The sequence below is a fragment of the Rhodococcus sp. NCIMB 12038 genome (genome assembly GCF_002165735.1).
GTDB lineage: Bacteria > Actinomycetota > Actinomycetes > Mycobacteriales > Mycobacteriaceae > Rhodococcus_F.
In genome coordinates this window covers 27,286-41,102 of the sequence record NZ_NHML01000010.1, presented here as the reverse complement: position 1 = coordinate 41,102, position 13,817 = coordinate 27,286, and the positions used below count along the sequence as shown (strand labels likewise).

Sequence of the window (13,817 nt, the reverse complement as noted above, 5' to 3'; positions counted from 1 at the left end):
CGCCGTGGGGTCGGAGACTTCGGTGCGTCGGGGGAAGTGCACAGCGATCGGAGAGAACATCATGGCCGAGATGGTCGAAGCACGGCACGCCCACCGCCCGGGCGGCGTCGCCAGAGGACTGATCACCGCGTACGGGCTGGTCGTCTACGCGATGTTCCTCGTCGTGTTCCTGTATGCGATCGGATGGGTCGAGGGCCTCGTCGTGCCCTATACGATCAACGACGGCCCCGCCGCCCCCGTCGCGGTGGCCGTGGTCATCGACGTGGTGCTGCTGACGGTGTTCGCGATGCAGCATTCGGTGATGGCCCGACCGTGGTTCAAGGAGCGGTGGACCAGGATCGTCCCGCAGCCGATGGAGCGCTCGACATACGTACTGTTCGCCACGGCCGCGCTGGCTCTGCTGATGTGGCAGTGGCGTCCGCTACCCGAGCAGATCTGGGACGTGGAGACGAGCTGGGTCCGCGTCGTAATCTACGCCGTATCGCTCGGCGGGTGGGCGCTCGTCTTCGCGGCGACGTTCGCCATCGACCACTTCGACCTGTTCGGACTGCGCCAGGTGCTGCGGAACCAGAGCGGGAAGTCGGATCCGCCCAGCATCTTCCGGACACCGATGCTCTACCGGATGGTCCGGCACCCGCTCTATGCGGGGTTCGTGATCGCGTTCTGGGTGGCGCCGACGATGACGTGGGGGCGCCTGCTGTTCGCCGTGGGCACCACCGGCTTCATCCTGGTCGCAGTGCGGTTCGAGGAGCACGACCTGATCGACACGTTCGGCGACGACTACCGCACCTACCGCACGCGGGTGCCGATGCTCGTCCCGAGGTGCGGCGCGCGGCGGGGGTAGTCGTCACAGGCCGCCGGCGACGGCGATGGTCGTGGCGGTGACGTAGGACGCCTGGTGGGACAGCGCCCACAGCACCGCCTCGGCGATCTCCTCGGGTGTCGCGACCCGGCCGAGGGGGATCCGTCCGGCGACCCGTTCGGGTCGCCCCGGGTCGCCCGCGGCCGCGTGGATGTCGGTGTCGGTGGTGCCGGGAGCGACGCCGACGACCCGGATGTTCGCGCTCGCCAGTTCCCGCCCGAGTCCCGTCGTGAGACTGTCGACGGCCGCCTTCGAGGCCGCGTATCCGACGTATTCGCCCGGTGCCCCGGTTCCCGCCGCGACCGAACTGAGGTTGACGATCACGCCGGGGCGCCCCTCCCGGACCCAGTGCTCGGCCGCCGCGCGGGCGTAGTTGATCGTCCCGAAGACGTTGACGTCGAACACCTCCCGCAGCGACGCGTCCGCGGTGGAGAGGAAGGGGCCGACTGGCCCGGTGGTCCCCGCGTTGTTGACCACCGCGGTCAGTTGTCCGCGTTCGTCGGCTGCGCCCACTACCGCCGCGGCGAGTGCGGCGTCGCGCACATCGGCGCGCACGGCGGTGGCGCGGATCCCGCAGTGGTGCACGAGGTGGTCGGCGGCCTCGTCGTCGTTCTGATAGGTGAACGTCACCTGATAACCGCGATGGACGGCCAGACGCACGACGGCGGCGCCGATGCCGCGCGATCCACCGGTGACGAGGATGTGTTCGCTCACCATACGAGCGTATCCGGGTGGGCGCCGTCAGCGCGTGGGCCTGCCGAACGTGATGCTCGGCGCCGTCACCGTGATCGACGCGATACGGACTGCGAGACCGGGGGCGGGCGGCGGTTCGGCGTCGATGACGGTGGGGTGATAGTCGACCTGCTCGGGCGCCGGACGGGTCGACCCGAAGACACTCCGGACCACCCCGATCGGCGTGCGGGCGATCGCGTCGGCCGACTGCTGGATCTGCTCGAGCGTCCGGAACATCGTGTCGAAGTTCTCGGACTGCCGGCCCGTGCTCACCGCCTCGACCACCGGCCGCATCGTCCGCAGCAGGAACACGACCTCTTCGAGCAGTTCCTCGGTGAGCCGGAGGATGTGGAACGACGTCTTCGCCACCTCGATCGGCACGGTGACGGTGCACACGGCGACGCGGACCGGACCCTCCGCGGCCTCGGCCGCCCTCCGGTACGCGTCCTCGATCACCGGGGCGACCCACGAGGGCACGAAGCGGGAAACGAATGTCACGGGTCGACCCCCTCGCGGCACGGCGACTTGTTTTGCCGGGGAGGCTACCGCCCCGGCGCGCGCCACGCAGGACGAGCGCTCACCCGGGCAGCAGGGCCCGGACGGCGTCGATGGTGTCGGCGTCGGCGGCCGCCTTGTCGGGGCGGTACCGCAGGACGCGGGCGAACCGCAGGGCGAGCCCGCCGGGGTAGCGGGAACTGATCTGGACGCCGTCGAGTTCGATCTCCACGACGAGGTCGGGGTTCAGGTACACCGTGTGGTCGTCGCGGCGGCGTTCGTGGCGGGGGAATTCGTCCGTCTGCCACTGCAGCAGCGCGTCGGTGAGGCCCTTGAACGTCTTGCCCACCATGATCGGTTCACCGCCGTCCGGGTCGCGCGCCCCGAGGTGCAGGTTGGACAGGTACCCGGTGCGCCGCCCATATCCCCACTCCGCGCCGAGCACCACCAGGTCGAGGGTGTGCTCCGGTTTCACCTTCTGCCAGGCGCGGCCGCGCCGTCCCGCCGCGTACGGGGCGGTGAGCGACTTGACCATGACGCCCTCGTGTCCGGCGGCGAGTGCGTCGTCGAAATGGGTTTCGGCCCCGTCGCTGTCGGGGCGGATGAGGCCGGGGATGCGGTGTTGCGGCGCAACCCGTTCCAGCGCGTCCATCCGTTGCTCGAGGGGTGCGTCCAGCAGGTCGACGCCGTCGAGATGCAGGCAGTCGAAGAAGTACGGGTGCAGCAGCAGGTCGCGGGAGGACTCGGCGCCGAACCGGCTCATCGTCTCCTGGAACGGGCGGGGCCTGCCGCTGTCGGTGAGCGCCAGCGTCTCCCCGTCGAACACCGCCGACGTACAGGGCAGGCCTGCGACGAGTTCGACCAGTTCCGGCACGCTGCCGGTGATCTCACGCAGTGTGCGGGTGAAGATCCGCACCTCGTCGCCGTTGCGGTGCACCTGGATCCGCGCGCCGTCGAGTTTGTACTCGACGCTGACGTCGCCGCCGAGTTCGGTCCACGCGTCGGCGAGCGATTCGGCGGGGGAGGCCAGCATCGGCCGCACCGGACGGCCCACCTCCAGCCGGAACGCGGTGAGCGCGTCGACCCCGCCGCCGAACGCCGCGACCGCGGTCGCGGGCAGCCGTCCCGACAGCATGAACGCCCGGCGCACCGGTTCGACGGGCAGATCGGCGGCCGCCGCGATCGCGTCCGTCATCACCCCCTCGAGTGCACCCTGGCGGAGGTCGCCGGTGACCAGCCGGATCAGGAAATCCCGCTCGTCGGTGGTGGTGCGGGAGAACAGGTCCGCGAGCAGTTCACGCCGGCGTGCCGCCGACCCGGAGCCGGTGGCCGCGGCGACGGCGGAGATGGTCCCGTCGACCTCGGACACCGTGACGGACCCGGCGTCGACGGGCGTCGCCGGAATGTCCGCGACTGTCCGCCAGCCGATTCCGATCCGGCCCTGCCGCAGTTCCCCGGACAGCCACGCGACCACCGGTTCCACCTCGGACGGCTCCAGCCGGGTGAGGACCTCGCGGAGCGCCCCGACCTTCACCTTCCGCGATCGGGTGGCACCCACGTCTCGGGACGTCGCGACGATCTGCGAGAACAGCACACCCCGACGGTAGCGGGACGGTGTGACAAGCGGTCAGAATCCGGCTGATCCGAACGCTGGGCCGACCGACCCGCCGTTCCTAGGCTGGGCGAATGAGTACTGCGCGACGCCGCCCACTGAAGACGGTGACGGGAGTCAGCGGCGCCGTCAGCACCTATGCGGCGGCGATCGACCCGCAGCAATCCACCGTCGCCTCCTCGATCGAGATCGCGAAGATCGCGGAGGCGAACAAGTTCGACGCGCTGTTCGCCGCCGACCTGCTGAGCTTCGGGGCGCAGGGCGCGATCGGCGCGCAGGAACCGCTGATCTTCCTGTCGGCGCTCAGCGCCGTGACCTCGCACGTCGGGCTGATCGCGACGGTGACCACCACGTTCCATCACCCGTACAACCTCGCGCGGCTGTTCGGCACCCTCGACCACGTGAGCAACGGTCGCGCGGCCTGGAACGCGGTGACGTCGTCGCTGGGGGAGGAGAACTACAGCGACCGCGACCTCCCCAGCCCCGAGGAGCGGTACGCCCGGGCAACGGAATCCCTCGAAGTCATCAACGCCCTGTTCGACAGCTGGGAACCCGGGGCGCTCACGTCCGACGGTGCCGGAGGTACCCGGCTCGACGCCGACCGGGTGCGGCCGATCGACCACACGGGCACCTATTTCACGGTGAAGGGTCCGCTCAACATCCCGCCGCTGCCGCAGCGCCGGCCCGTGCAGTTCCAGGCCGGCCAATCCGCGGCCGGCGTGGAACTCGGCGCCCGCTTCGCCGAGGTCGTGTTCACGTCGCTGCCCACCCTCGAGGACGCCGTCACCTACACCAAGAGCATCCGGGCGCGGGCCGCCCAACTCGGCCGCGCCGACGGGCTGCCGCTGATCATGAGTTCTTTCCACGCCACCTACGGCGCGTCCGAGGACGAGGTGCGGCGGCTGGTCCGCGAGCAGGAGGAGGCCACCGACCTGGACGCAGGCCGGATCCGGCTCGAGGACATGTTCGGTGGCGGCATCGACCTGTCCGGGCTGCCGCTCGACAAGCCGGTCCCGGCCGACGTGCTGCCCGACGTCGGATCGGTGAACCGCCGCCGGGGCCGGGTCGAGATCTTCAGTCGGCTCGCAGCGTCCGGTCGCACGCTGCGCGAGCTGATCATCGCGTCCAAGGACACCGGCCACTGGGCGGTCGCCGGCACCCCCGAGCAACTCGCCGACGCCGTCCAGGAACGCTACGACGCCGGTGTTCTCGACGTCATCTCCCTCGGCGGGCTCGCCGAGGAACGCACCCGGGACTTCGTCGTCAACGGGTTGCTGCCCGAACTGCGGCGCCGCGGAATCGTCGGCGACGACTACGTGGGCGGCACGTTCCGGGACAACCTGGAACTGCCGCCGCTGCCGGCCCGCTAGTTCTCCACCGGTGTGCCGTCGACGACGATCCGCACACGGTCCGGGTAGAACGAGACGTGGTCGTCGATGCCCGACGCCTCCGCGGTGGTGAACGGGTAGAGCCAGGCGGCGTCCTCCACAGGATCCGTGCCGTCGGTGCCGGTGAACGACAGATACGACGCCGTCCCCTTGTACGGGCAGGACGTCCTGGTGTCGGAGGCGGTGAAGAACTCGGACCGCACGTCGATGCGAGGAATGTAGTAACGCACCGGCAGTGACGTCTCGAACAGCAGACGCGGACGGACCGTGTCGGCCACCAGGGTGTCGCCGACGAAGACCTCCACGTGCCGCGACGACGGCAGCACATCCACGCGGACGTACGGGTCGCGGGCGTGGACGAACACCTGCTGATCCTCCTCGTACCAGGCGTCCATCCGGTGCCAGTAGAACGCGACGTACGCGCTGAGGTCGAGGGAATCCGCGAGTTTCTCGTCGTAACCCCACACCGACTGCTCGGCACGACGGTCGCCGACGACGAGATCCCAGTACCGCGCCTTGCCCTTCCACGGGCAGGTCGTGGACGCGTCGACGGGCTCGAGAACGTCGAAGTTCACGTCGTCGCGGGGAATGTAATAGACGGGCAGGTGTCCCTTCTCGAACAGGTACACCGAACGGGTGGTATCGGCGACCGCCTGGCCGCCGAAGAACACCCGGATGCGCTTGTGATTGGGTTCGATCGAGATGCGGCCGTTCTCCGCGACCTGCTGAGCAGCGGCGGCATGTGTGAGGGCTGTGGACATCACTCCATGGTGGCACCTTCGCCGCCCCGTGCGCCTTTTTGGTAGTCAGGGCAACCAGAACGGCGCACGGGCGCGAAGCGCACTGAACCCGGCGGTCACGACCCACACCGTGAACGGGTAGAGGGCCAGGCGTTCGGTGATGCCGAACGGTGTGCCGGGAAGCAGGATCGCCGCCGTTCCGAGAATCCCGACGACTCCGCAGAGACCGGTCCACAGTGCGAAGACGCGCCACCGTTCGTACAGCCCGACCGCGACGACGAGCATGGCGGCGTTGCGCGCGACGAATGTCGGGGTCGCGACGATCTGATGGAGGTGGGCGTCCACGTCGATCGGAACGAGACCCGTCAGCGCGGCGCTGACGGCGGCCACACCGAACAGGGCCAGCGCGACGCGTCGGAGGAGGCCCGGCGGGAGGAAGTCGCGCAGGCACACCGCGCCCACGAGGATGAGCACCCCGGTCAGCACGAAGGCGCTGTTGATCACCGCGTGCAGCGGCGAGCAGAGCCTGGTGGCTGCAGACCCGTCGCAGCCCGTGACACCCAGATTGCTGATCGAATTCGTCCGCACCCGGTACGGCCGCGGCCAGGCTCGCGCGGTCACGATCTCCGCGACGAAATACAGGGCGATCAGCACCCACGCGGCGCCTCCCACCCGCACGGCCAACGGTCGCCGGGCGGGCGCGGATGTTCGCACGACGCTCACCCCTCCGTACCGTACCGGCTCACGGAGTGGATTGTTGACAATCTTCGGGGGCGGCTCGACGATGTAGCCATGGCCCCGCTGACGACGATTCCGGTTGCTGACTCCGAGGGCAGGGCTGCGCGTGGCTGAGCTGACGAGCCCCGCCGCCGACCTGCATGCCGAGCTCGCCGAGCTGGGCATCGACCTCGACACCGGAACGCGCCGGCGCGCCGAATACTCGTTCGACGCCTCCAATTACCGGGTGCCGCCGCTGGCCGTGGCGTTTCCGCACACCCCCGCCGACGTGGTGGCGATCGTCCGAGCCTGCACCGACCGCGGCATCCCCGTCACCAGTCGCGGCGGCGGCACCTCGCTCGCCGGCAACGCGATCGGCAGGGGAGTGGTGCTCGACTTCTCCCGGCACATGAACCGGGTGCAGGCCGTCGACGCGTCCGCCCGCACCGCCGTCGTCGAACCCGGCATCGTGCTGACGGACCTGCAGAAGGACGTGCAACTGGCGACGGACGGCGCCTTCACCTTCGCGCCCGACCCGTCCAGCAAGTCCCGCGCGACCGTCGGCGGCGCCATCGGCAACGACGCCTGCGGCAACCACTCCGTGCGCTACGGCCGCACGTCCGATCACGTCGTCGCGCTCGACGTGGTGACCGCGAGCGGGCACCGGCTGACCGCCACCCGCGACGGGCTGCGGGCCACAGATCCGGACGACATGTCCGCGGTGGGCGTGGCCGCGCGGATCACCGCCGGACTCGACGAGCTGACGCAGGAGCATCTCGGCGACTTCCGCCTCGAGCTCGGCCGCATTCCGCGCCAGGTGTCGGGATTTCACCTGGCGAACCTGTTGCCCGAGAACGGCTTCGACGTGGCCCGTGCCCTGGTGGGCAGCGAGGGGACGTGCGCGGTGATCGTGGCCGCGACCGTCGCGCTGGTGCCGGTGCCGCCCGCGGCGATGCTGCTGTGCCTCGGATATCACGACCTGGTGGACGCGGCCCGTGACAACGCGATCATCCTCGACTATTCACCCGCTGCCATCGAGGGCATCGACTCGGCGATCGTCGACACCATGCGGCACCTCCGCGGCGCCGACTCCGTCGTCGGGCTGCCCGACGGTCAGGCGTGGCTGTACGTCGACCTGGACGGCGACGACCTCGCGGAGGTCGAACTCCGCGGGGCCGAACTGGTCTCGAAGCTGCGCGCGGCCGGACGCCTCGTCGACTCGCGGGTGGTGGGCGACCCGGCCGAACGCGCGTCGCTGTGGCGGGTCCGCGAGGACGGCGCCGGACTGTCCGCCCGGCTCGTCGAGGGCGGCGAATCCTGGACGGGCTGGGAGGATTCCGCCGTCGCACCCGACCAGCTGGCCGACTACCTCGTCGACATCAAGGCGCTGCTCGCCGAATTCGACCTCACCGGCGTGATGTACGGGCACTTCGGCGCCGGCTGCATGCACATCCGCATCAACTTCGACCAGCGCACCGACGAGGGCCGGGACGTGATGTCGCGGTTCATCCACCGCGCCGCCGAACTCTGCGTACGGTTCGGCGGATCGATGTCCGGTGAACACGGCGACGGCCGCGCCCGGTCGGCGCTACTGCCGATGATGTACACCCCCACCATGATGGCGGCGTTCGCCACGTTCAAACGGCTGTGGGATCCGGCGGCCGTACTGAACCCCGGCAGCATCGTCGAGCCCGAACCGCTGCTCGGCAGCCTCGCCCTCGACGGCGTGAATCCGCGGGCGTGGCAGACCAGTTTCGACCTCACCCCCACCAGCGACGTCCCCGTCGCACCGTTCGTCCACGCCGTCCAGGGATGCATCGGGGTGGGCCGCTGCCGCGCCTCGACCGGCGGCGTGATGTGCCCCAGCTACCGCGCCACCGGCGACGAGAAGGACTCCACCCGCGGCCGGGCCCGCGCCCTGCAGGAGATGGTGCGCAACTCGCCGACCGTCGCCGACGGCTGGCGGTCCGAGGACGTCAAGGAATCCCTCGACCTGTGCCTGTCCTGCAAGGCCTGCTCCACCGACTGCCCCGTCGGCGTCGACATGGCCACGTACAAGTCCGAGTTCCTCGACCACCACTACCGCGGCCGGGTGCGGCCGCTGTCGCACTACTCCCTCGGCTGGCTGCCGGTGTGGCTGAAGGTCGCGGAACGCTCGGCGCCCGTGGTGAATCGGCTGACCGCCGGCCGGCTCGCGAAGGTCGCGGCCAGGCTGGGTGGTCTCACCCCGCACCGGTCGATGCCGGAGTTCGCGTCCCGCAAGCAGATCCGCCGCGAGGTCGGGGAAACGTCGCGGGACGGCACCGCCGACGTCGTGGTGCTCGCCGACACGTTCACGCGCGGGTTCCGCCCCGAGGTGGTCGGGGCGGCGTCGCGGGTGCTGGCCGACGCCGGCCTGAGCTCGCAGTGCCGCAGCGACGTGTGCTGCGGGCTCACCTGGATCTCCACCGGACAGCTGAAGCAGGCCACCAAGACCCTTGCAAAGGCCGCCGAACTCCTCGACGACGGCACCGACCGGCCCATCGTCGTCCTCGAACCGAGTTGCGCCGCCGCATTCCGCAAGGACCTGCCCGAACTCGTCCACACCGACGCCGCACGACGCGTCGCCGCCCGCATCCGCAGCTTCGCCGCTGCGGTGCTCGAACGCACCGAGGCAGGGTGGAGCCCGAGCGTGCCCGTGCCCGAAGACGTCACCGTGCAGACCCACTGCCACGAATACGCGGTGTTCGGCGCGGCGGCCCAGCGGAAGGCACTCCAGGCCGTCGGGGTGCCGCGTGTGCGGGAAGCCACCGGATGTTGCGGCGTCGCAGGGAACTTCGGATTCGAGGCCGACCACTACGACCTCAGCATGCAGGTCGCCGAGCAGGCGCTCGCCCCCGCCCTGCGTGAGAGTCCCGAAGATGCAGTCATACTGACGGACGGATTCAGCTGCCACATGCAGGTGCGGCAACTCGACCCGAACCGATCGTCGAAACACCTCGCCCAACTGCTCGACCCCGCACCACCATCGAAACCCGATCACCAGAGCGGAGACTGAAATGTCGCAGTTGTCGATGACCAGTGACGAACGTCAGAAGTTCCTCGCCGACGTGCACGTGGGGGTGATCGCCGTCGACCGCGACGGACGCGCCCCCCTCGCCGTGCCCATCTGGTACGGCTACGAACCCGGCGGCCAACCGTTCGTCTGGACCGGGCGCGGCTCGCTGAAGGAGCGGCTGATCCGCGCCGCCGGCCGCTTCAGCCTCGTCGCCCAGCACGAGAAGCCGCCGTACCGGTACGTCAGCGTCGAAGGTCCGGCGGAGTTCGACGAATCACCCACCGCCGACGACATCCGCGGACTCGCCGCCCGCTACCTCCCCGCCGATGAGGTCGACCCGTTCGTCGAGCAGGCGTACGACGACAACGCGATCATCATCCGCATGCGGCCGGAGCACTGGCTGAGCGTCGACTACGGCAAAGGTGCGTAGCACTCGTGCGCCTTTTTGGTAGCTGGGACAACCAGAAAGGCGCACGGGTGGCGGAGCCGCCTACGTTCGGTTCACGCTGATTCTGACGATGGCGGGGCGGCCCGAAGTGCGGAAGCGTTGAAGGGCAGTTGTTCCGCCTCGACAGGAGCGCCCTTCATGACCGAACTTCTCGACCTGAGCACCGACGTCCTCGTCATCGGCGGCGGCCCCGCCGGCACGTGGGCCGCCCTCCGCGCACGCCAAGCCGGGGCGGACGTCGTCCTCGTCGACAAGGGGTACTGCGGAACCAGCGGCGCCACCGCGCCTTCGGGCACCGGCGTCTGGTACGTCGACCCCGACCCGTCCGCGAGGGCGAAGGCCAAGGCCAGCCGCGAAGCACTCGGCGGCCACCTCGCCGACCACCACTGGATGGACCGTGTCCTCGACCAGACGTACGCGAACATGAACCTGCTCGCCGAGGAGGGCCGGTACCCGTTCCCGGTCGACCCCGACACCGGCAGGCAGATCCGCACCGGACTTCAAGGGCCCGAATACATGCGACGCATGCGCGCGTGGGTCAAGAAGGCGGGCGTCCGGATTCTCGACCACTCACCCGCCCTCGAACTGCTCGTCGACACCGACGGCCGGGTGCGCGGCGCGGCGGGCTACCAGCGCCACGACGACCGTGACTACCGGATCAGCGCGGGCGCCGTCGTGATCGCGAGCGGCGGTTGCGCGTTCCTGTCCCGGGCGCTCGGCACGAACGTCGACACCGGCGACGGCGCGCTGATGGCGGCCGAGGTGGGGGTCACGTTCTCCGGCATGGAATTCTCCAATGCCTACGCGATCGTCCCCGCCAACTCCACCATCACCAAGACCGCCTACTACGGCTACGCCACGTTCTTCCACGCCGACGGCAGCGTCCTCGAGGGCGCCGGCTCCACCAAGGGGCGGTCGGTGATCGCGAAAACGCTGTTGTCCGAACCGGTGTTCGCCCAGCTCGACCGCGCCGACGACGAGGTGCAGTGCCAGATGCGGCTCGGGCAGCCGAACTTCTTCCTGCAGTTCGACCGTCGCGGGATCAACCCGTTCACCGACCGCTTCGAGGTCAGCATGCTCGCCGAGGGCACGGTCCGCGGAACCGGTGGCATCGAGGTGGTCGACGACACCTGCGCCACCTCGGTGCCCGGACTGTTCGCCGCCGGGGACGCCGCCACCCGGGAACGGATCTGCGGCGGCTTCACCGGCGGCGGCAGCCACAACTCGGCGTGGGCGATGTCGTCCGGCAGCTGGGCCGGGACCGGGGCCGCTCGGTTTGCGCGAACCGAACGTCGGGTCGCGGCGGGCGAACTGCGTCCCGCAGGCCGGGCCGGGCTGCGGCCGACGGGGCAGCCGGGGCTGGAGGCGTCCGCCGTCGTCGCGGCCGCGCAAGCCGAACTCATCCCGTACGAGAAGAACTACCTGCGGGACGGGACGCGGGTGCAGGGTGCGCTCGGCGAACTGGAGTCGCTGTGGACGGCACTGTCCGCCGGCCTCGGCGGCGACTCCGGCGACGAGCGGGTCCGCGCCCGGCAGGCCGCCGCGATCACCGCGGTGGGCCGGTGGATGTACCACTCGACGCTCGCGCGGACCGAGACCCGCGGAATGAGCAAGCGCGCCGACTATCCCGACCTCGACCCCACCCAGCACCATCACATCCTCACCGGTGGCCTCGACGACGTCTGGACGTCGACCGCCGCGGTGCACGACGGGCTGTTGCGGGTGGCCTCGTGATCGAGGTGCTGCTGGCCGACGCCTGCATCGGCTGCGACAAATGCGTCGACGCGTGCCCCACCAACGTGTTCGACCGCGCCGACACCGGGATCCCCGTGATCGCGCGCCAATCGGACTGCCAGACGTGCTTCATGTGCGAGGCGTACTGCCCGGTCGACGCGCTGTACGTCGACCCGCAGTCCACCCCGCTCGTCGACGGGCAGCGGATCCCGGAGGACCACATCGGCCGGTACCGCGAGAAACTCGGCTGGGGGAAGGGGCGCGCCGCCGGCTCGCTCACCGCGGTCGGGCCGTCCCTGCCGCACGGTGCGCCGCCGCCCAGGCTCCACCCGTGAGTGCGTAACGAGTCCACGGACTCCTTCCGCACTCACGGGCGGCGGAGCCGCTAGATTGGAGGTACGGAACAGTCGCTTCCGGGTGCAGGGGTGCGCGTGCAGAATTCGAAATCGACACCGACGACCGTGCCCGGGCTGCGGGTCTACCGGCCCGAATCGCCCGCGGCGCGGATGGCGCTCGTCGGCGCCACCGTCGTGGTCGGGCTCGTGCTCATGTGGATGGCCGGACGGTCGGGTCCCGTCCGCACGTCGATGGTGGCGGCCGGGATCGCCGTCCTGCTCATCGCCCGGGGATTGCACCTGCGACGGCCCGTCACCCTGACGCATGCGGCCGCGGCGGTGCTGATCGTGGCGGCCTCGGATGCGGCGTATTCGAGCGCACATTCGACCCCGGGGTTCCTGCTCCTCGTAGCCACCGGACCCGTCCTGATGCTGCCGGCGCGCAGTGTGCCGCAGCCCGAGGACCGGGCCCGAGTCTTCGCACTGATCCAGCAGACCACGAACGACCCGTTGTCGCCGTTCGCCCTCAATTCGGCGAAGTCGTACTTCTTCAACGCGTCCGGCACCGCGGCGATCGCCTACCGGGCCCGGTCCGGGATAGCCGTCGTCTCCGGCGATCCCATCGGCAACCCACTGGAGTTCGGCGCGCTCCTCGACGAATTCGACGAGTTCGCGGCCGAACGGGGTTGGCGCGTCGCGGTGCTCGGGGCGGGGGAGCGGGTCACGCGGCTGTGGGAGATCGGCGGTGACACCCGAAAGCCGTTGACGGCGGTCCCGATCGGCCGCGACGTGGTCATCGACGTCGGATCCTTCACCCTGCACGGCCGGAAGTTCCGCAACCTCCGGCAGGCGGTGCAGCGCACCCGGAACGCCGGGCTCACCACCGAGATCGTCCCCGAAGCCGCGCTCGACGAACCGACGCGCCGGGAACTCACCGACATCGTCGACGACGCCCGCGCCGGACATCAGCGCCGCGGATTCTCGATGATCCTCGACCACCTGCTGGACGGCGCGCTCCCCGGTGTTGTCCTCGTGGTCGCCCGCGATTCGGCCGGTCGCGCCGTCGCCTTCCAGCGGTACGGCACCGCAGATTCCGCCCGCGAACTGAGCCTCGACGTGCCGTGGCGCGGTGACGGCGCACCGAACGGCACCGACGAACGCATGACCGTCGACATCATCCGGTACGCCGAGCGGACCGGCGCACGCTCCGTCTCGCTGTCGTTCGCCGCGTTCCCCGAACTCCTCGATCCCCACGCACCCGGTGCGGGTGCCCGACTCTTCCGCCGACTCCTGCACCTGGGCGACGCGTTGATCGCGCTGGAGTCGCTGTACCGCTACCTCGGCAAGTTCCATGCGACGGGGAACCGGCGCTACGTGCTCCTGCGCTTCCGCTACCTGCTGCCCGTGGCGTTCGCGTGCCTGACGTTCGAGTTCGTGCCGCACCGGGAACGGGGCTGACGCGAGGGTTCAGAAGTCGTAGTTCTTCTCGTTCGTCGCCGTGAGCGCGTCGACGACGGCCGCGAGATCGGTCTTGGAGACGTCCGCGGTGTCCTCCTTCGGCGTCGATCGTGTCGCCTTGTCCGGTCGGGTCTGGCTCTTGGCGGGCCGTTCGTCCGTCATCTGTGCACCTTCGCGATAGGCAGAGCCGGGCAGGTTACCCACGAGTACACCGTCAGGCGCGCGTCTCCGCAACCCGGCGGGGTCCTGATGTGACGCG

At 70.1% G+C, this 13,817-nt stretch carries 13 protein-coding genes; 7 read left to right on the top strand and 6 right to left on the bottom strand.

Translation table 11 applies throughout. The annotated features are described in order from the left end of the window. The first annotated feature begins 61 nt into the window (after positions 1-61). Positions 62-844, top strand: a complete 783-nt coding sequence (gene mddA, locus CA951_RS16655) for a methanethiol S-methyltransferase (protein ID WP_087557895.1) — start codon at positions 62-64, stop codon at positions 842-844. A 3-nt stretch (positions 845-847) separates the two neighbouring features. On the opposite strand, the gene CA951_RS16650 is transcribed toward mddA, so the two are convergent. From CA951_RS16650 to CA951_RS16640, 3 genes are all read right to left on the bottom strand, one after another. Then, complete coding sequence (locus tag CA951_RS16650) at positions 848-1,576, bottom strand: SDR family oxidoreductase (RefSeq protein WP_087558083.1); 729 nt, start codon at positions 1,574-1,576, stop codon at positions 848-850. Between the two features lie 27 nt (positions 1,577-1,603). After that, the gene (locus tag CA951_RS16645; RefSeq protein ID WP_087557894.1) at positions 1,604-2,092 is read right to left on the bottom strand and encodes a hypothetical protein; all 489 of its coding nucleotides are present in this window, start codon (positions 2,090-2,092) and stop codon (positions 1,604-1,606) included. 79 nt (positions 2,093-2,171) lie between these two features. Then, positions 2,172-3,683, bottom strand: coding sequence for an ATP-dependent DNA ligase (locus CA951_RS16640; protein ID WP_087557893.1), 1,512 nt, complete (start codon positions 3,681-3,683; stop codon positions 2,172-2,174). Positions 3,684-3,775: 92 nt separating this feature from the next. Here CA951_RS16640 and CA951_RS16635 point away from each other — a divergent pair, with 92 nt between their 5' ends. After that, positions 3,776-5,071 carry an NtaA/DmoA family FMN-dependent monooxygenase gene (locus tag CA951_RS16635; RefSeq protein ID WP_087557892.1) on the top strand — a complete coding sequence of 432 codons (1,296 nt, stop codon included), beginning with the start codon at positions 3,776-3,778 and terminating at the stop codon, positions 5,069-5,071. Here CA951_RS16635 and CA951_RS16630 read toward each other — a convergent pair. Together CA951_RS16630 and CA951_RS16625 are read right to left on the bottom strand one after the other, a co-directional pair. Further along, positions 5,068-5,850 carry a DUF427 domain-containing protein gene (locus CA951_RS16630; protein ID WP_087557891.1) on the bottom strand — a complete coding sequence of 261 codons (783 nt, stop codon included), beginning with the start codon at positions 5,848-5,850 and terminating at the stop codon, positions 5,068-5,070. The genes CA951_RS16635 and CA951_RS16630 overlap by 4 nt on opposite strands. Positions 5,851-5,895: 45 nt before the next feature. Continuing rightward, positions 5,896-6,543: a DUF998 domain-containing protein gene (locus CA951_RS16625; RefSeq protein ID WP_256973898.1), complete on the bottom strand. Its 648-nt coding sequence runs from the start codon at positions 6,541-6,543 to the stop codon at positions 5,896-5,898. 130 nt (positions 6,544-6,673) lie between these two features. Here CA951_RS16625 and CA951_RS16620 point away from each other — a divergent pair, with 130 nt between their 5' ends. From CA951_RS16620 to CA951_RS16600, 5 genes are all read left to right on the top strand, one after another. Next, positions 6,674-9,583: an FAD-binding and (Fe-S)-binding domain-containing protein gene (locus tag CA951_RS16620; RefSeq protein WP_087557889.1), complete on the top strand. Its 2,910-nt coding sequence runs from the start codon at positions 6,674-6,676 to the stop codon at positions 9,581-9,583. A gap of 1 nt (position 9,584) precedes the next feature. Next, on the top strand, positions 9,585-10,013 hold the full coding sequence (locus tag CA951_RS16615) for a pyridoxamine 5'-phosphate oxidase family protein (RefSeq protein ID WP_087557888.1): 429 nt from the start codon (positions 9,585-9,587) through the stop codon (positions 10,011-10,013). Between the two features lie 156 nt (positions 10,014-10,169). Next, positions 10,170-11,765 carry an FAD-dependent oxidoreductase gene (locus CA951_RS16610; RefSeq protein ID WP_087557887.1) on the top strand — a complete coding sequence of 532 codons (1,596 nt, stop codon included), beginning with the start codon at positions 10,170-10,172 and terminating at the stop codon, positions 11,763-11,765. Then, complete coding sequence (locus tag CA951_RS16605) at positions 11,762-12,100, top strand: ferredoxin family protein (protein WP_087557886.1); 339 nt, start codon at positions 11,762-11,764, stop codon at positions 12,098-12,100. The genes CA951_RS16610 and CA951_RS16605 overlap by 4 nt, the downstream gene beginning before the upstream one ends. A 90-nt stretch (positions 12,101-12,190) precedes the next feature. Then, complete coding sequence (locus tag CA951_RS16600; RefSeq protein ID WP_087557885.1) at positions 12,191-13,558, top strand: bifunctional lysylphosphatidylglycerol flippase/synthetase MprF; 1,368 nt, start codon at positions 12,191-12,193, stop codon at positions 13,556-13,558. Positions 13,559-13,567: 9 nt separating this feature from the next. Here the strand turns inward: CA951_RS16600 and CA951_RS43455 are convergent, their stop codons facing one another. Further along, the gene (locus tag CA951_RS43455) at positions 13,568-13,720 is read right to left on the bottom strand and encodes a hypothetical protein (RefSeq protein WP_179220219.1); all 153 of its coding nucleotides are present in this window, start codon (positions 13,718-13,720) and stop codon (positions 13,568-13,570) included. Positions 13,721-13,817: the final 97 nt, after the last annotated feature.

Bases quoted from the DNA above. Each gene is read 5' to 3' on its own strand.
- mddA (WP_087557895.1), top strand. From the start codon at position 62: ATGGCCGAGATGGTCGAAGCACGGCACGCCCACCGCCCGGGCGGCGTC.
- CA951_RS16635 (WP_087557892.1), top strand. From the start codon at position 3,776: ATGAGTACTGCGCGACGCCGCCCACTGAAGACGGTGACGGGAGTCAGC.
- CA951_RS16630 (WP_087557891.1), bottom strand. From the start codon at position 5,850: ATGTCCACAGCCCTCACACATGCCGCCGCTGCTCAGCAGGTCGCGGAG.
- CA951_RS16615 (WP_087557888.1), top strand. From the start codon at position 9,585: ATGTCGCAGTTGTCGATGACCAGTGACGAACGTCAGAAGTTCCTCGCC.
- CA951_RS16610 (WP_087557887.1), top strand. From the start codon at position 10,170: ATGACCGAACTTCTCGACCTGAGCACCGACGTCCTCGTCATCGGCGGC.
- CA951_RS43455 (WP_179220219.1), bottom strand. From the start codon at position 13,720: ATGACGGACGAACGGCCCGCCAAGAGCCAGACCCGACCGGACAAGGCG.